Raw genomic sequence first — 19181 nt, forward strand, 5'->3', positions numbered from 1 at the left:
AATCGAGCAGCCTCATACTTGCAACATATCGGCCGCAGCTACACAATTATGCCACTACCTAGGCAACATCACCATGTTCTTTGTAGCGTTTAAGCAAAAAAATAACCTATCCCCTCACTCAAAAAGCAGCAAGAACCACTCTTACCATCGATCATTAATACCTAACATAGATAAAAAGTTAAGATCGCGATCTTAAGATCTTTCTTCACGATCGCCAACAAAACCTACCACAACCTCCAATCAAAAGATTGAAGATCAGAATCAGCGATCTTTTCGTAAAGATCACGGCATTGCATTTTAGACAGTTAGACATTGTGATCTGCGATCTTTTTAGTAAAGATCACGGCATTGCCGTTACTAAAAGGTGACGATCGCGATCTGCGACCATTTTAGTAAAGATCACGACCTTGCAGTTACTAAAAGGTAGCGTTCGCGATCTACGATCTTTTCAGTAAAGATCGCAGCATTGCCGTTACTAAAAGTTGACGATCGCGATCTGCGATCTTTTTAGTAAAGATCACGGCATTGTCTTTAGTCACAGTTGACGATCGCGATTTGCGATCTTTTTTAGTAAAGATCACGGCATTGTCTTTAGTCACAGTTGACGATCGCGATCTGCGATCTTTTTTAGTAAAGATCACGGCATTGCCGTTACTAAAAGTTGACGATCGCGATCTGCGATCTTTTTAGAACACGGGCAATGGGATCAGTGCTTTGTAGATGAGATGGCATGTATGAATGAGGATGGTAGTGCGTGGGGTTGATAAACTTGGGATTAAGATGAGTGTGGTGGCAATTAAAAAGGCCCTCGCAGCGTGAGCTTGGAGAGCCTTTTAGATAAGGCGCATTATAAGATCGCCTTACCTTGATTGCGCTTAATGTGTAGCTATTAGCCGATGTAACGACGTGCGTTGCGGAACAGACGCATCCATGGGCTAAAGTCACCCATGTTGTCTGGGTGGTAAGAGTTAGCAACGGTACGTACTACACGCTCTGGGTGCGGCATCATAATAGTGAAGCGACCGTCAGCGGTAGTTACAGAGGTAATACCGTTTGGTGAGCCGTTAGGATTTAATGGGTAACGCTGTGCGATCTTACCGTAGTGGTCGATGTAACGCAGTGCTACTAAATTAGCATCCTCTAAAGCCTTAACGTGTGAGTCATCCTTGAACTCAGCACGACCCTCACCGTGTGAAACCACGATTGGCATGCAAGAGCCTTCCATACCTTGATAGAAGATAGATGGGCTCTTTTGTACCTCAACCTGAACAAAGCGAGCCTCAAAGCGCTCAGACTTGTTGGTTACGAAGCGAGGCCATAAAGAAGCACCTGGAATGATGTCACGTAAGGTAGACATCATCTGACAGCCATTACATACGCCTAAAGCAAAGGTGTTGTTACGATCGAAGAACTGAGCAAACTCAGTCTTTGCACGCTCGTTGAATAAGATAGACTTAGCCCAACCCTCACCAGCACCTAATACGTCACCGTAAGAGAAGCCACCGCAAGCTGCAAAGCCCATGAAATCAGAAAGCTTAACTGAGCCATCTAAGATCTGGGACATGTGTACGTCAACTGCGTTAAAGCCAGCACGGTAGAAAGCGTGTGCCATTTCAGCTTGGGAGTTAACGCCCTGCTCACGTAAGATAGCAACCTTTGGAGAAGCGCCCTTGTTGATGAATGGAGCTGCAACGTCTTCTTCGTTATCGAAGGTAAGGTTGAAGAATAAGCCTGGATCCTTCTCGTCAGCCTTGTCTTCAAACTCTTCTTTAGCGCAAACTGGGTTATCACGCAGAGACTGCATGTGATAAGTAGTGGTGCCCCAAATGGTACGGTAGTGAGTACGGGTGTTGTTAATAACATCCTTACCGTCACGAGTGAAGACGATACGGTCGTCGTCACGTAAGGTACCAATAACGAAGCTGATGTTAGCCAGACCGTGACCAGAGAGAATGTTAAGAACCTTCTCCTTGTCCTCACGCTTAACCTGGATAACAGCACCAAGCTCTTCAGAGAACAGAGCGCTTAAGTTATCTTGGTTGAGCTGATCTAAGGTTACGGATACACCAGTGTGACCAGCAAAAGCCATCTCAGCAATAGCAGTGAATAAACCACCGTCTGAAATGTCGTGGTAAGCCAAGATGAGATCAGACTTGTTTAAGAACTGAATTGCATCGAACAGACCCTTTAAGCGAGATGCATTTTCAAGGTCAGCAGGCTTGTTACCAAGCTGTCTGTAAACCTGAGATAAAGCAGATGCACCTAAGCGGCCCTTACGCTCACCTAAATCAATGTAGATTAAATCGGTGTCGCCCTTATCGGTTCTTAACTGTGGAGTTAAGGTCTTGCGTACATCCTCAGCACGTGCAAAGGAGGTAATGATGAGGGACATAGGAGCGATAACATCGCGCTTAACACCGTCCTCTTCCCATGAGGTCTTCATGGACATAGAGTCCTTGCCTACTGGTACGGTAATGCCAAGCTCAGGGCAAATCTCCATACCTAAGGTCTTAACGGCGTCAAACAGACCTGCATCTTCGCCTGGGTGACCATTTGCAGCCATCCAGTTAGCAGATAACTTAACGCGGTTTAACTCACCGATATATGCAGCAGCTAAGTTGGTTAAAGCCTCACCAACAGCTAAACGAACTGATGCCTTGTGATCAAGCAGAGCAACTGGAGTACGCTCGCCTACAGCACAAGCCTCACCATTGTATGAATCGTATGAAGCAGCGGTAACAGCTACGTCAGCAACAGGAACCTGCCATGGGCCAACCATCTGATCACGAGCAACTAAGCCAGTAACAGAACGGTCACCAATGGTGATAAGGAAGGTCTTCTCAGCAACTGCTGGCAGAGCTAAGACGCGCTCGGCAGCCTCACATGGGCAAATGCCAGTAGCATCGAACTCTGGGCTGTTGTGCTGAGCATGCTCAACCTTCTTAAACATACGAGGTGGCTTACCTAAGAGGATATCTAAAGGTAAGTCGATTGGGCAGTTATCAAAGTGCTCATCGTGAAGTACTACACGGCGCTCTTCGGTAGCCACACCAATAACAGCAAACTGAGCACGCTCGCGCTTACAGAATGCCTCAAATACAGGGAACTTGTCTGGATCTACAGCTAATACATAACGCTCTTGAGACTCGTTACACCAGATCTGCAGAGGAGACATGCCTGGCTCGTCGTTTGGAATAGCTCTAAGCTCGAAACGACCGCCTACACCACCGTCGGATACTAACTCAGGCATTGCATTAGATAAGCCGCCTGCACCAACGTCGTGGATGAACATAATTGGATTATCAGCACCTAACTGCCAGCATGAATCGATAACCTCTTGGCAGCGACGCTGCATTTCTGGGTTACCACGCTGTACAGATGCAAAGTCGAGCTCCTCTGAGGACTGACCTGAGTTCATAGAGGAAGCTGCACCACCGCCAAGACCGATATCCATTGCAGGGCCGCCTAAAACGATGAGCTTAGCACCTGGGTTGATGTGATCTTTTTGGATGTGCTCACGACGAATGTTACCCCAACCGCCAGCAAGCATAATTGGCTTGTGGTAGCCACGGATTTCAGTGCCGTTGAAGCTTGAAACCTGCTCTTCGTAAGTACGGAAGTAGCCAGTTAAGTTTGGTCGACCAAACTCGTTGTTAAATGATGCTGCGCCTAATGGACCTTCGATCATGATGTCCAGAGCAGAGGCAATACGAGATGGCTTGCCAAAATCATGCTCCCAAGGCTGCAGATAGCCAGGGATCTTAAGATTGGATACGGTAAAGCCGCACAGACCAGCCTTTGGCTTAGAACCTACACCAGTTGCACCCTCGTCACGGATTTCACCGCCTGAGCCAGTTGCTGCACCAGGGAATGGAGAGATCGCAGTTGGGTGATTGTGGGTTTCTACCTTCATTAAGATCGGCATGTCTTCTTGATGGAATGCCCACTCACGGGAACCATTTTCAGCATAGAAACGACCAGCCTTAGAACCTTCCATAACAGCTGCGTTATCACGGTAAGCTGATAACACATAATCTGGAGTGGCCTCAAAGGTGTTGCGCACCATGCCAAATAAAGACTTATCCTGCTCAACGCCGTCGATTTCCCACTTAGCGTTGAAGACCTTGTGACGGCAGTGCTCGGAGTTCATCTGAGCGAACATGTACAGTTCGATATCAGAAGGATCACGGCCTAAGTTCTTAAATGCATCAACAAGGTAGTCGATCTCATCGGCTGACAGAGCTAAACCTAAATCAACGTTAGCCTTTTCAAGTGCAGCCTTGCCACCACTAGTCAGTGCAACAGTCTTAAATGGAGCAGGGCTTTGTGCGGAGAACAGAGCCTTAGCATCGTCAAAGGAGTACAGAACAGTCTGTACCATGCGATCGCAGATCATTGAAGAAATGATCTTCTTTTGCTCTTGAGTAAAGGCGTTACCGTCTTTTGCGCAAATGTAGAAAGCCTCACCGCGCTCAATGCGATGAATGCTATTTAAACCACAGTTGTGAGCAATATCGGTGGCCTTAGTAGCCCAAGGAGAGATGGTACCGATACGTGGTACAACTAAGAAAAGCTCACCCTTGTCCTCGTGAGCAGTATCAACTGGGCCATAGGTAAGGATCTTAGCTAAGACATCCTTTTGAGCATCTGTAAGCGGTTCAGCACAGTCAATCAAATGCATGAAAGCAGTAGAAATGCTGGAAACCTCTACACCAGCTTGAGACAGTGAGAGGATCAGCTTATCGATCTTGTAATCTGATAAAGCTGAAGAGCCGCGTAAAATATCCATTCTTGTAAATTCCCGCAAATAGGCTACACAAACAAAAGCTGCCCCATTTTAACAGAAATTTGAAGATCATCCCCATAAATCCCACATCCGTCACAGATTTGCACCTTAACCAGCCGTTTAAGACCGTCTAAAAGGCAATGTACACCGTGTTTTTGATAAAAATGAGTTCCGCAAACTAAGCCAATCAAACTTACACTTGTTAATTAGTAAGTTTTTGCCCTTGTTTGGTATTTTTAGCGATAATCTTGCTCAAAAGTGCATCAAACGGGCTTAAGCAAACATAAATTTCATGATGCATAACACAAAAGCTACTCAAATCCTAATCTTGCGCTAACAATGGAGGTCTATAATGCACGTGACCCAAATGATTCAATGTCAGCCATGATTTGGCATTCGGGCTCATCAGATATAAGTATTAGAGAACTATAGATATACGTCTATAGCCGTGTTTTCCGTTAAGCACTACAAGTGCAAAAGCACAGACAAGCTTAGTTAAAGGCACACAAAAGCTTAGTTAAGGGCTAAGAGACAAGCTTACACAGGTACTAGCTTAAGCTGCATTTTGACAGGTCTTACTAAAATGCCGCGCTAAAACTAAGTAGAAAAGCTCAAGAGCTAAACTTTGCTACTTGGCGCTAAAGACGTACCTAGCTAAAGATCGTGTTAGACAATCAAGTTCATGTACTACTCTTGATGTAGCCACTCAAGATAGGAAAGTTTTTATTATGAGACGTTCAGCTCACCTCAAAGGCCACCGTTCATCTATTCGCCGTTCACATCGTCGCCGTTTACAGTTTAAGAATATTCGTCGTGTAGCTCATCACCGCCGTTTATCATTCTTCTTACAAGAGAACATTTTATAATTCTTAAGGGTTAGATCTCTTGATAGGCTCAGCATTAAAGCAACTATCGTTTATGAGCCACTTAAGACGCAGCCTAGGCTGCGTTTTTTATATCCATAGCACGCAAACACAGGCTAGACAAAGTACAGACTGCTATACCCAATGCTCACGCAAACTTTTGCCAGCTCAAAAGCTCAAGTATGCCTAGCGGCAAAAGACTTCCGCACCATAAGCAGCCACAATCAGTCTATAAACAGCCTATTTATCAGGTTTTATCTGCTTAATGTCTCTTTTATGTACATGGCATGTTGCGTGCAATATATCTATCTTAGGTCAATAAGTCCGATCTAAACTATACATCGCGGCTATGAGTTAAACATGGCTGTTATGCTTGCAAGGATTTGCCAGAGCAAGTGAGAAAAAAGCATCAGTGCTAGCTTACGAAATGCTATATAATGGTAAGTTATAACTACACAGTTTTTTTGCTTTTTGCCTTTGCTTGTGCAGGAGTAGAGAGATAATGTTTATTACAAAACCTCAGGATATGATGAAGGAGTACCGCAAGGCCTCAGTTAACGCTGAACTTGCTGTTGCAGATCCTTACACTATTACAAAGGCATTATTCAACGGTGTCTTTGAACGCCTGGGCCAAGCTAAGGGTGCGATTGCACGTGGTGATTTAGAAGAGAAGGCAAAGAAGATTGCCTCAGCTACTGCCATTATTCAGCACCTTAAGGACACTCTTGATCCTACCCACGCTCCTGAAATTGCAAGAAATTTAGCTCTTATCTATGACTTCATGTTAGATAAGCTTGCTGATGCTTCTATTCAGGTTAGCGAGGCTCCAATCGATGATGCACTCAAGGCCTTCATGCCAATTAAAGAAGCATGGGACAAAATCCCTCTTGCTTCTATCAAGGAGGCTCAGGCTAAGATGCGTAGCGATCAGGATCACTTCCAGCATAACTACGATCCTGCAAATAAGATCATCGACGGCTCAGTCTAAGATTTACTCACTAGCACAAAAGGCTAATGCCCTTTTAAGCTAGATAGACTTCATCTAAAGCCGGCATAAGCCGGCTTTTTGTTGTCAGCTTCAAAGCATGTGGCCATTAGCTCCATGCACATTAATACAAGCTCTGCTAACCATAAGATGGGCTAGCTTTTAACTAGAATAGTTGGCATCCACTAAGCGTGGATTAAAGTAGACCTATGCTTATTTGCATATGGTTTATGACGCGCTTGGCTTTCATATCACAAAGGGGACAGTATGAACCAGGAACTGCTTGATCTTGCAAGAGAAATTGATGATAACGAGGATGCTATTGCTGATGCGCTCGAGGCTGAAGACTTTGATACTGCAGCAGCTTTAACTCAGGATAAGGTTGCTCTCTTCCGTCGTTTAAACGATCTTGCTCAGACCATTGAAGATAAGACCGAGCTTAATGAGTACTTAAAGTCTCTGCTTGAAGTTACAGTAGAACAGCGTGATCTTCTTGACGATGAGTTCAAGCGTGTACGTCAAGAGCTCTACAAGTTCCAAAAGGGCAGCAAGGGCAAGAATCAGTACTCCCAAGTTGATGGCTACGGCAAGCCTAAGTCAATTTTCGAATAAGAATTAACAAGCCAAGACTCTAAGGCTCATAAGCCTTGAAAGCTACAAGCTTATTTAAAGCCCCGCTTCTCTTGTCAGCAGCGGGGCTTTGCTTTTTGGGCAGTTTAATTACCCTACCATCCATGATCTGTGCGATGGAGTAATTGTCAGGCTCGCCACTAACTTATTGACGGTGATTTTGGCTTTAAAGATATCAGCACAGCGAAATTTAGGTTATCCCTAGCCCTAGTTACAAAATTTTTAGCATCTATAAAGTGCTTATATACGCCGTTTTACTATTAGCAATGAGAGCTACCTTGTCAAAATTCTCATTATTAGCGTGAATCTTGCATAACTAGGAGGCTGACAAGTAATCATATAGCCTCATAAGGCTTAAATTAGAGCGCTAAGCTTACTATTAATGATTGCATCGTTAAAACTAACTCAGGTGCGAGAGCAAAATGCCACTGCAACACAGGACATTTTGCTGTTGCCCCTTTCGATTATGTAGCTTCTAAGATAACTAGTGGCTAAAAGGACATTTTTATGGTTAAGGAAATAGAGCCAACTGCTAGCAACGGTACCACTGAGTACAGTGAGCCACCTAAGGCATGGGAGAACATCGACGATAATGCTGCTCCTTCTGCGATTGACGCACAGCTGAAGACTCGCGAAGAAGTTGCTAATGAGTTCAAGCAGGAGCTTGGCTTTGACCCATCTGATCTTGATGAAATGTCCAAGCACGTAACTCAGATGGACGAGAGCTTCTTAAAAGATCACGTCTATCAGCTCATCGAGCTGCAAAAAGCCATGACCGAAATGCTGATTGCACGTTTTGACAATAACATGCAAGCATTTAAGAAGTTCATGCCGGACATCTATGAGCAGTTTAAGAACTTCCGCCCAAGTGAGCCTTTAGAGTTCATGTGTACCTCTAATGGTGTGCCTAATCTGTACTTCCCGGCACGTGGCGAGTTCTTCTACAAAGTTTATGATCCAGTTGAACTGTGTAACTCTCAGGTAGATCTCGTTTTAGAGCGCTCTCCTTTTAGACAGTTAAACTACGGCTTAGACGCTGAGCAATTAGGTCAGATCCACCACCGTTACTTAAACCACATGGTGGATTTTAATAAGCAGCACATTCCTAACGTTAATAATCCATCAGTTACTGGCTCATGCCCTATCTGTATTATCGTAGGCTGCGGCTTGGGCTATCACTTAGGCCATCTCTATGAGAAGGTTGATATTGGTAACCTCGTACTTATCGAGCCTAATATCGATCTGTTCTTTGCCTCATTACACGCCTTTGACTGGGCAAACCTCTTAAATTACTTAAATGAAAACAACCGTGGTATTTACCTGATGGTTGGTCAGACTAAAGAAGAGGTGTTTGAGGATCTTAACAACTACTATCAGCGCCATGGCCGTATGCTCGCTTGCTATATGTGGTCAATGGTTCACTACCGCTCTAAGGAGATTAACGAGATCTCCGATCGTATCGTTGAAGACTACGAGCGTGCTTATGCAACCTTAGGCTTCTATGACGATCACCTCTTTGCGGTTTCTCATGGCATTAGCCACCTGCACAACCATGTTCACTTCGTTAAGCGCAACGTCGACTTCCCTAAGAAGTGGCAAGAGGACACACCTTTTGTGGTGGTTGCAAATGGTCCATCCTTATCTCATGATCTGCCTTTCTTACGTAAGATTCAGGATAAGGTCGTTATCTTAGCTTGCGGTACTGCTGTTGAGACCTTGTATAACGCAGGTATTCGCCCTACTTTCTATGGTGCAACTGAGCGTTTACGTATTGTATCCGAGCACTTAAGCCTCATCCCAGATCGTGAGTTCTTAAAGGATCTCATCTTAGTTACCGGTGACGTTATTCACCCTGAGGTAGTTAAGTTCTTCGATCACACTGCCATATTTGGTAAGGGTGATGAGACCTTCTTCTGGCTGGCTGCAGGTAAGATTTACGATCAGTGGCGTGAGGTTATGCCTATCTCCTTAATGAACCCATTAGTGGGTAACTTAGGTGTAGCTGCAGCAACTCAGTTTGGCTTTAAGAACATTTACTTATTTGGTGTTGATAACGGCACTAAGCGTGATGACTTAAAAACTCACCCTGATGAGAACCTCTTTTACAACCGTGAAAGTAGTGACAGTGATGATCCTGTACCAAGCTACAAGCGTCTTGTTTACTCCCTTGAGGGTAACTTTGGTGGTGTAGTTTACTCTGACTACCTGTACAAGCTCTCAGCTCGTTACATGGAAGTTATCATCCGTAACGCTAAGGCTAATAACAAGCTTAACTACTTCAACTGCTCTGATGGTGCTGCCTTAAAGGAAGTAGAGCCAGTCCACAGCGAAGATCTCTTAGAGAAGTGGCTGGCGCTGCCTGACTTTGACCGTGATGAGTTTGTACGCTTCATGGACGAAGAGAAGACCTTTGCCATTGAGCTTACTGAAGAGCAAGACAAGAGCCTTATTGACAACGATACCTTCGATTACATCTGTCACATCATCATCAAGCTGCTGACTAAAGAAGAGCGTCCTAAGACTCGTATCGATTACGTTTTCATGCTGCAGAGCGTTTCTGAGATGCTCAATAAGATTCACGAGACTCGTGACTACTATATTGCAGACTTCTTTGACGGCTCACTTGCTGGTATGTTTGCGATGGTAATGCGTACTGTTTACCTCGTAAAGAACGAGCAGTTAGCATTAGATCTTGCTGATCAGCAAATTCAGTTCATCGTCTACTTCATCGAAGATGCTATGAAGCTCTATCGCTTCATGCCTGACTACCTTGCTGAAGATCACCAAGTTCACTTAAAGGGCTTAGTTGGCTACAACCACGGTAACTGCCATGCACATAAGCTTGACCCACGTAAACCTTATGTAACGCAGGCTGATACTGACAAATACCCAACCCGTAAGTTCGTTAAGCGTTACGAATAAGCACTCAACAACATAAGATCTTACTAGATGCCATGCGTGCCTTACGCACGCATGCATGCATACACGCACACTTGCTTGCACGTATGTGCGCTTGCTTGCATCCATGCACGTACGCTTGCATAGCAGCTACCAAGCTCGCCACGCAAAGCGTTACTGACGCATGCAGATCATAGATGCTAAAAGATCGTGCGTATCTTAGTGCTTGCGACAAAAAGGCCTCAGCGCATTAGCGTTTGAGGCCTTTTTTGTGGGTAATTTGCTAGTTTGGGTCTGAAAAAAAAGCCTCTGGGATCATGGCGATCACAGAGGCTTTTTTTTTAATTAAAGCAAGCAGCTAAAAGATATGGATCGTTTAATCTGCTTTAACCTTACTGATCATTCTTTTTGACGGTATAGACACGACGCTTAGTAACTGTAGTGCTAGGAGTAGCCTGATTACCACGGTTGTCGTTATTATCCTGGTAGCGATTGCGATAGCCACCATTGTCATTGCCGTTTGAATTGTAGTTTTTGTTGTAGCCATTCTGCTGATAAGCAGTAGTAGCTCCGTTATAACCTTGATTGTTACGGTAACCGCTATTGGAACCACGGTAGTTATTTTGCTGATAATTACCCTGGGAGTTGTTGTTATAACTGTTGCCGTTGTTCTGGTAACGGTTTTGGTAATTACCACGATCTTGGTAGTTGCTCTGGCCATTGAAAGCACCAAGTCTACCTTGATAACCAGTCTGCTGATAATTGCCCTGATTACCATTGTTGTTATAACGGCGTGGCTGGTAATTTCCCTGAGAGTTGTAATTACCTTGGGAGTTGTAGTTATTACCGTTCTGATAGCGGTTCTGGTAATTGCCGCGATTGCCTTGATTGTTGTAACCGCCATTAGCCTGATTGTTGTAACCACTGTTGCCTTGGTAGTTGCCACGATTTTGGTAGCCTTGGTTATTGTTAGGCTGACCGTTATTGAAACGACGGTTGTTGTTATTTGGTCTACCGTTGTTATTACCAGTACCCTTAAAGAAGCGCTTGTTTTGACCGTTGTTATTGTTCTTAGCGCGGTTTACTGCAGCATCAATCTGCTTACGAATGCGCACGATCTCTTCTTTAGCGTTCTCACGGTGTTCTGGTTCGATCTCGCCTGCTGGATTACCGTCTAAGTCGATACGGGTAACACCTTCAGCAACTCTCTCAAGGTATGGTAAAGAGTGACAGTAGTTATGCAGAATCTTATAACGCTGCTTATCAAAGAACTTGTACTGAGCATCCATACCCTCAAGACGCTTTAAGATATCTTGGGCGATACCGATCTTAAGTGGTACACGTTCATTACGATCAATAAAGATTGCCTTTGGGAAAGCTAAAGCTAAGAAATTTAAGAACTTTATGCGCTCTTCTTTATCGCGCATACGGCGCTCTTCACCAGCCTTACGCTCAGCCTCAACACGGGCACGACGCTCGGCACGCTCTTCTTCGGTTAAGACAGGACGTAAATCGCGCCAAGAGAACTTCTTTTCTGGCTGTGGCTGTTCTTCGCCATCAGCTGCCTTACTCTCGCCATCAGCTGCCTCAGCTGCCTTGCTCTCGCCATCAGCTGCTTTACTATCACCGTCAGTTGCCTTAGCATCCTTTTCATCAGAAGTCTGATTATCTGCCTGTGCTGCACTTTCCTGAGTGTCTGCAGTCTCTTGACTATCTAATGAGACTTCATCATCACAAGCATCGTCAGAGCTCTCAAGCTCTGCCTTTTCCTTGTTTTGAGAAAGGGCATTAGTTAAAGCTGCAACAGCAGTAGGATCTAATTGACCAGACTCTTGGGCCTGCTTAGCAAGCTGCATGAGGAGATCAAGCTGCACTCCTTTTTCAGCAGCCTCGGCAGCTTTATCAGCTTCAATCTGAGCTTTAGTACGACGAGTACGCTTTGGCTTAGCCTCTTGGATCTGAGAGTCTGCTTCGATCTGGGCTTTAGTGCGGCGGGTACGCTTTGGCTTTTCTTCCTCTGAATCTGGACAAGCCTCGAGAGCAGCAGCTTTGGCAGCATTATCTGCTTCGATCTGCGCCTTGGTACGACGAGTGCGCTTTGGCTTTTCAGCCTCAGCACCATTTTCTTTAGCGGCTAGAGCTGCAGCATTATCTGCCTCAATCTGAGCCTTAGTGCGACGTGTGCGCTTTGGCTTCACAACCTCGCCATCTAATTCTTCTACTTTCGTAACTTCAGAAGGAGATAACTCATGGTTATCAGTTACTTTAGCGTCCATTTTGCGTTTCAATCCTGTGGTACCGAATTAGTCAGTACAAATCAACAAAGGCACACCGCTATACCCAACTACTTTAGAACATCTAAAGTCACCATAAGTAAGCGGTAAAGCAGACATATATCTGCATTAGGCCAAAGCAAAAAAAATAAACATGCAAACAACTACTCTAAAAACCCATACAGGTCATTAAGAAGCAAGAGAAGCTCGCTTTAGCCGACGACTAACTTAATTATTCTTGATCTTAACTAAATAATTACAAGGCATAAGCCTTTAAGTGTACCTGTTACATTATGCTAAAACACAACTCAGTAGCTCTAAGTTCAATGCTTGGCACATTATAAGTAGATAACTACTGACTGTAACATGGTATGAGTAGAGCATGTCTTTTCAAACAAAGCCCTTACCATACTAACACTAAACATAATCTCTAAAATAGTTCTAGAGAATTTAACTTACTCCGTGAGGTTTGCTCAGTTGCATCCTAGTTACTTTAATTATGAAAACTAGAATGAACCCTGATAAGGATAGCAAAAACTTAAGCCATCACTAAATAGTGTGCACAAATAAATACCAGTTGTTGCGCTTTGGTAGTATTCATGCCCCACCTTGGTGATCAAGGATGCTATACAATATTACAAAACTGCATTAAGTAATATGAAAATTAGAGCATCATAGCTACAAAAGCCGATGAATATCACAGTTTGCGCAACTTTTGGGTAATAAAAAACAGCAGTGAGGGCAAAGATTCGACGCTTGCCATCTTTTGATGCGTAATTGATGCAGCAATGCAAAATGCTAGTGAAACATTTACTGAATAGCCATACCTAATTAATCCCACAAAACAGCCACTTCCGACAAAAAGCGCCCACTTTTACATACTGTACTTTACACAAATAAAGTCCAGATCCCTAAAGGCGTTTTTCATGACTAGATATATACAACAAAGCCGCCTGGATCAAAACTAAGAACCAGACGGCCTTGAACATAAATGGGCTAGCTATTTAGCTACGCTGCACTGAGTGTATACATCTAAGCGTATTGCTTTGAGTGCATGCCTATGGGCTAAGAATTACTTCTTACCGCCTTTCTTGCCAGCGTTCTTTGGCTTGCCTTGACCATTGCTTGGAGCATTGGATACTGCAGATGCCTTTGGACGCTTTTTGAGCACTAAACCTGCACCAGTACGCTTAGCCTCAGCGATCTCACGATTTTGAGCACGCTCAGCCTTTTGAGCAGCACGAGCATAACGACGCTCAGTCTCTGCCTTTCGCTTATCAGCTCTGATCTTAGACTGAGTTAAGCGCTTTTGTGCTGGCTTCTCGTTTGCGTATGGGTTATCACCCTCTTTAAACTCAAGCAACACTGGGGTACCCATGATCTTGAGTGACTTACGGTAGCAGTTGATGAGATAGCGCTTATAGCTATCAGGCATCTTAGATACCTTATTACCATGGATAATGATTCGAGGTGGGTTATAGCCACCAGCGTGAGCGTACTTAAGCTTAATACGACGGCCACCAGATACAGGAGGCTCATGCTCTTGAGTTGCAGCAGAAAGAATGCGGTTCAGCATTGAAGAGCTGTTACGACGAGTAGCAGACTCATAGGCCTCTAAGATGGACTCAAAGAGATTGCCAACACCGGTACCGTGCAGAGCAGAGATAAAGTGAACGCGGGCAAAGTCAACGAAGCCTAAGCGCTGATCGAGTTCAGCCTTGATCTCGTCTTTGTATTCTTGAGTGAGACCATCCCACTTGTTAACTGCAATAACTAAAGAACGGCCAGAGTCGATAATGAAGCTGAGCAGTGACAGATCTTGATCAGTAATATGCTCGCGAGCATCGATAACTAAGATAGCTACGTTACAGTCTTCAATAGCCTTAAGAGTCTTAACGATAGAGAACTTCTCAACGGCTTCATTAACCTTACGACGCTTACGTACACCAGCAGTATCGATAACAATGTACTTCTGATCTTCACGCTCTAAAGGAATGTAGATAGAGTCACGGGTGGTACCTGGCATATCAGCCACAACCACACGCTCTTCACCAAGCATACGGTTAGTCAGAGTTGACTTACCTACGTTTGGCTTGCCTACTAAAGCAAACTTAATTGGCAGGTCAGCAAATGGAGTCTTAGTGCTCTGCTCAGCAGCCTTAAGCTCTTCTTCAGAGTGCTCACCCTTAGCATGAGCACGTTGTGCCTCACGGAAAGCGTGCCAGTCAAAGCCACCACCAGTTCTATCTACTGGAACATTCTCTAAGAACTCAAAGCCAGTTTCCCACTCAGAATCATCATCGTCTTCATCTTCAATGATGTCGCTATCAAGAGGGCCTTCTTCACGTAAAACTGGAGCAACTACTTCCTCAAGCAGAATATTAACGCCACGACCGTGCACAACAGCAGTCTGGAATACTTCGCCTAAACCTAAGGCATAGAAGTCAGTACCAGCAATATCAGGATCCATACCGTCGATCTTATTTGCAACAACGGCACATGGCTTACCTGACTTACGAATGTAGTCAGCAACTGAATAGTCGCCCGGCATGATGCCAGCACGGGCATCCACCATGAATAACACGAGATCGCACTCATCAATAGCTAAAAGAGCCTGAGAGGTCATGCGATTGGTTAAATCTGATGGCTGCTCTGCATCTTCAGCAATACCACCAGTATCAATAACAATGTACTCACGGCCATCGTACAGAGCGCGGCCATACTTACGATCACGAGTAAGACCTGGAAAATCTGCCACTAAGGCATCACGGGTCTTAGTTAAACGATTGAACAGTGTAGACTTACCCACATTTGGGCAACCTACTAAGGCTACTACCTTCATTTGCAATTCCTTGATCTACGAGCTCATGCACGATCTTTAGCTAACTTAAGCTAAACAAACGCCATGATCTTCATTAGACCTATCGCGATACAACCTGGTTTTGCAACAGTAAGACCGCGCTACCCGCGCTATCTTCTGCCGTTCAGATCTTAAACCTACGCCATGATTTAGTGTTAAAGAGAAAAAGCTCCCTTCAAAACACGCTCAGCACTTTGACGCCTCATATAGCCATGCAGCTATACAAGCTTGTGGCAACTGCCCTTTAGCTAATGCCATGCAGCTACGAAAGCTTGTGGCAATTGGGCTGTAGCTAATGCTATGCAGCTACACAAGCTTGCGGCAATTGGTCTGCTGCTAAATGGGCCTTAAGCTACAAAGCTGTAATCAATGAGCATCGTGCACATAGAGTCTTATGGCAACTCTAGTGCTCATAACGTATGTAAAGACCGGATAACTAGGCCTAACAATAAGCAAACAACATCCTCACGACCGACACTCAAGCTTATCTAGGCACATAAGCATTTTTACCGTCTCCACCAAAGCCTCTTGTAAGATCAAAAAATCTCAATATGGCTTTAGTAAAGGCCTAGCTTTTAAACTGCCTAACTGTATTTTTATAGCTTGTGGTATCCCCGCTATCCAAAGGCTTAACTGTGATGAGGTCTGTTTTGATGACTTGATTGCAGCTCATGGCAGCTAGCACACTCTTTTGCTGCATGGTCATCTGTTAAAGGAAATGTTTTTGCTCGTGACACATTTGGATCAAGGCCTTAATGTGGCCGTCCAATAAATGGCAACCCTTACCCATAAACTCAAAGTCTAGGCACATTAACCTAGCTTAAGGTTGCCTATGTTGATGATATGAGCCCCTCTTACCAACAATTGCGGTCACACATCACATGACACTGATGCGCTACAAGCGTACCAGCTTTTAGAAACAAAAGACGTGAATAGTATGCAAGGCTTAAGTATCCATGCTCGTCTTATGAATCTAAAATTTTTGGACAGAAACTCTGCCTCAAAATCTGTGGTGTATTTTGCCCGCAATTGTCTAGAACTGCAAGCAAAATCACAAAAAACAAAGCCTGCCTAGAAAATCTAGACAGGCCTGTTTTTATGGCTCTAACAGAGCACAAAATTTAGTAAAGCTTAGGCGTTCTTGACCTTAGCTTGAGTACTTTAGTAGATACCAAAGCCTGATGACTTGGTGTTGTCATCTTCTGAGTCGTTAGTAGCTGACTCAGTAGTTGCCTCAGTATTGTTCTCCTCTACGTACTCAGTATCGGCACTCTCACTTGCAGTATCTTCAGCCTCATCAAGATCGGAGCGGATACCCTGAGCAATACCGAAGCCAGAGAGGCGCTCACGACGCTCTTCTTCATAAGCGGCACGACGCTTCTCGTACTCAGCACGAGCACGCATAGCCTCTTCAGCTGCACGTCTTTGAGCAGCAATCTGAGCCTCTTGCTGAGCTACAGCACGAATAATAGCAGCACGACGTTGCTCTAAAGCCTCCTGGCTTACACCAGATGGAGCGTAAATACCGCCATCGTAAACACCAGGGTGATTGAGGGTCAGACCAGCTGCAGCACTTGCAGCTAACATGTCATTGCTCTGCTCAACAGATACAGCAGCACTTGCACGACCTTGGTCTGTGTAGCTGTAAACATTTAATGAGCCGTCCTTTGCCATTACATAGAGCTTGCCGTTTTGTACCTTTGGCTGAGCGCTAATACCAGAGCTGTCAGATTGCTCCATGTAATCAATCGAGCCATCTTGCATGTCGAGGAAGTAAATATAACCCTCATAATCGCCAACCACTGCGTAGTTGCCAAAAACGACTGGAGCGGTTACCTGACGATAGCCTAAAGAGGTATTAGCCCAACGTTGTGAGCTGTCAGCACGATTGATACAAGAGACGGTACCATCATCAGCAGTTACTAAGATGGAGTGCTCGTCATAACCTAAATCACGGCTTGACTGATAGCCTAAACGCATGATGTAGTTGAAGGTAGACAGATCGTACTGCACCATACCGCCTGAAAAAGAAGTTGCGTACAGAACGTTGCCTAAGATGAGTGGGGATGAGGACACATCGGCAATACGCTCAAGAGCGGTCTTGCCTACAGACTCACCAACATTAACCTGATTTACAGTAGAGCCATTAGACTGCAGCAGAATGTTGACCTTGCCTGAGGAAGTGCCAACTAATACATACTCATCGCCAACAACTAATGGATTTGACTGGGCTCTTAAGCGCAGCTCCTGTGGAGCATCACCAGTAACCCACAGCTTAGAACCATCTAAGGCATTAAAAGCAGTAAAGTTACCACGAGCATCTAAAACAAACAGCTTATCGCCAGAGGCAGAGAAAGCAGGACGAGCAATTACCTCAGCCTCAATGTACTTCTTCCAAAGAATAGAGCCATCTTTAGCATTAAGTACATAGACATAGCCGTTTTCAGAGCCAACAGCAATCTTGCCACCGCCGAGAGCTACACCACCAGAAACACGAGCAGAACGACGCTCATCGTTCTCATCCTCGTCAGCCAAGTCAACTGACCAAACCTTAGAGCCAAGATCTAAAGTCAATGCCATTACATCGCCATCGCGAGATGCAGTGTAGACATTGTTAGCATCGAAAGCTACGGTAAGCTCTGAATAGAAATCACCAGTACCACCAGTTGAGCTAGACCATACCTCATCCAGGCTGAACAGATTTTTGATTTCAGGAGCATCAACAGGATCGTAACGGTTGTCATTAGTAGAACAACCCACGATAACTGGTAAAGCTAGCATTAAGGCAAAGGCTGGTTTTAACTTTAACATGGTATTAACTTCCGAAAATTCAGGCTTGCATGAGGTATTGTAGCTGTATTAGCCCTATCTTTTAAGCCTTTTTAGACTAAGACAACTACTTTGCCAGTACCTAAGCTAAGAAAATGAAAGAAGCACTATTGTAGCCTAGTTAACATCAACAATAGTGTCACGCTCATAATTGAAAACCAAAGGCCTCATGAGATCTCATTATGTCTCATCAAGCTACTCTCTTGAGCGCTTTGGCCTATGGCTTTAGCAATTACTGAGCTGAAACTGCTGACATTTCCTTAGCCTGCTCAGCGACAATCTTGTAGGCTGGAGTATCACCCTCAACAATTACATTATCGAACTTGAGCTGTAACATTGGGCTAATCTGAATCTTGTCAGCCTTGTTAGTATTGATGGCATCAAGATATGCAGTACGTGCATTAGCACGATCGTTTAATGACATGTAGATGTCACCACGAGTTTCTGCAACCTCAGCCTTGTAGGCAGTTGACTTGATGCTATCAAGAGTCTTTAAAGCCTCATCAGTCTTGCCATCTTGGGTTAAGAGGCGTGCCTTGATGATGGAGGCCTGAGGAGCGATAAGATCACCACCATTAGCTGCAGCAAATGAAGCAAACTTTTCGGCTTCTACGTAGTTCTTAGCGCGGATCTGAGCATTAGCCATATCTAAAGCTAAGATGGCACCAAAAGCGTCTTTATGCTGATCTAAAAATGCCTGAGCATCGCTCATTGCATTTACGCCCTGAGTGGAGATCTGCTTTTGCAGCTGATAAACCTCATAGGCAGTCTTCTGATCTTCAGAAAGCTGATAAGCCTGGTACTGACGTACGCCCACGAGACCAGCAAGAGCAATAGTGACACCTAAGGCAATTGACTTCCAGTGCTCATGCCACCACTTTCGGACGGCCTCTTCTCTTTCATGCTCATCAGTTAAGATATCCATCTTGACCTCATTTAGTTGCGGCTAAGCTTATACACAAGCTCTGCCGTAAGTTGGGCTTAAGCAACACTAGCCTAAGCCATAATCAAATATTCGTTTAAGTAAGCATTAAATCCTACAGCTGCCTTGTGGCTG

At 44.6% G+C, this 19181-nt stretch carries 8 protein-coding genes and 1 pseudogene; 4 read left to right on the top strand and 5 right to left on the bottom strand.

Going from position 1 to position 19181, the window contains the following annotated elements; genetic code table 11:
• Positions 1–889 precede the first annotated feature (889 nt).
• The gene (gene purL / locus RDO37_RS00790; protein WP_308497779.1) at positions 890–4789 is read right to left on the bottom strand and encodes a phosphoribosylformylglycinamidine synthase; all 3900 of its coding nucleotides are present in this window, start codon (positions 4787–4789) and stop codon (positions 890–892) included.
• Positions 4790–5514: 725 nt separating this feature from the next.
• Here purL and RDO37_RS00795 point away from each other — a divergent pair.
• The 4 genes from RDO37_RS00795 to RDO37_RS00810 all read left to right on the top strand — a co-directional run bounded on the left by RDO37_RS00795 (position 5515) and on the right by RDO37_RS00810 (position 10186).
• On the top strand, positions 5515–5652 hold the full coding sequence (locus RDO37_RS00795; protein ID WP_156907587.1) for a hypothetical protein: 138 nt from the start codon (positions 5515–5517) through the stop codon (positions 5650–5652).
• A 499-nt stretch (positions 5653–6151) separates the two neighbouring features.
• Positions 6152–6637, top strand: coding sequence for a flagellar export chaperone FliS (fliS, locus tag RDO37_RS00800; protein ID WP_052339006.1), 486 nt, complete (start codon positions 6152–6154; stop codon positions 6635–6637).
• Between the two features lie 264 nt (positions 6638–6901).
• Entirely contained in the window at positions 6902–7246 is a 345-nt protein-coding gene (gene fliT / locus RDO37_RS00805; protein WP_027939898.1) for a flagellar protein FliT, read from the top strand.
• A gap of 525 nt (positions 7247–7771) precedes the next feature.
• Positions 7772–10186 carry a 6-hydroxymethylpterin diphosphokinase MptE-like protein gene (locus RDO37_RS00810; RefSeq protein WP_308497780.1) on the top strand — a complete coding sequence of 805 codons (2415 nt, stop codon included), beginning with the start codon at positions 7772–7774 and terminating at the stop codon, positions 10184–10186.
• A gap of 368 nt (positions 10187–10554) precedes the next feature.
• Here the strand turns inward: RDO37_RS00810 and RDO37_RS00815 are convergent, their stop codons facing one another.
• The 4 genes and pseudogenes from RDO37_RS00815 to RDO37_RS00830 form a co-directional block, all read right to left on the bottom strand.
• Positions 10555–12438, bottom strand: a complete 1884-nt coding sequence (locus tag RDO37_RS00815) for a ProQ/FINO family protein (RefSeq protein WP_308497781.1) — start codon at positions 12436–12438, stop codon at positions 10555–10557.
• Positions 12439–13705: 1267 nt separating this feature from the next.
• A pseudogene (gene der / locus RDO37_RS00820) lies at positions 13706–15277 on the bottom strand (ribosome biogenesis GTPase Der); the annotation flags it as partial.
• A 1179-nt stretch (positions 15278–16456) separates the two neighbouring features.
• Complete coding sequence (bamB, locus tag RDO37_RS00825) at positions 16457–18106, bottom strand: outer membrane protein assembly factor BamB (protein WP_308497782.1); 1650 nt, start codon at positions 18104–18106, stop codon at positions 16457–16459.
• 250 nt (positions 18107–18356) lie between these two features.
• A complete protein-coding gene (locus tag RDO37_RS00830; protein WP_273320214.1) occupies positions 18357–19049 on the bottom strand; it encodes a tetratricopeptide repeat protein in 693 nt (230 codons plus the stop codon).
• Between the last annotated feature and the right edge of the window lie 132 nt (positions 19050–19181).

The organism is uncultured Anaerobiospirillum sp. (assembly GCF_902485895.1).
GTDB classification, from domain to species: domain Bacteria; phylum Pseudomonadota; class Gammaproteobacteria; order Enterobacterales; family Succinivibrionaceae; genus Anaerobiospirillum; species Anaerobiospirillum succiniciproducens.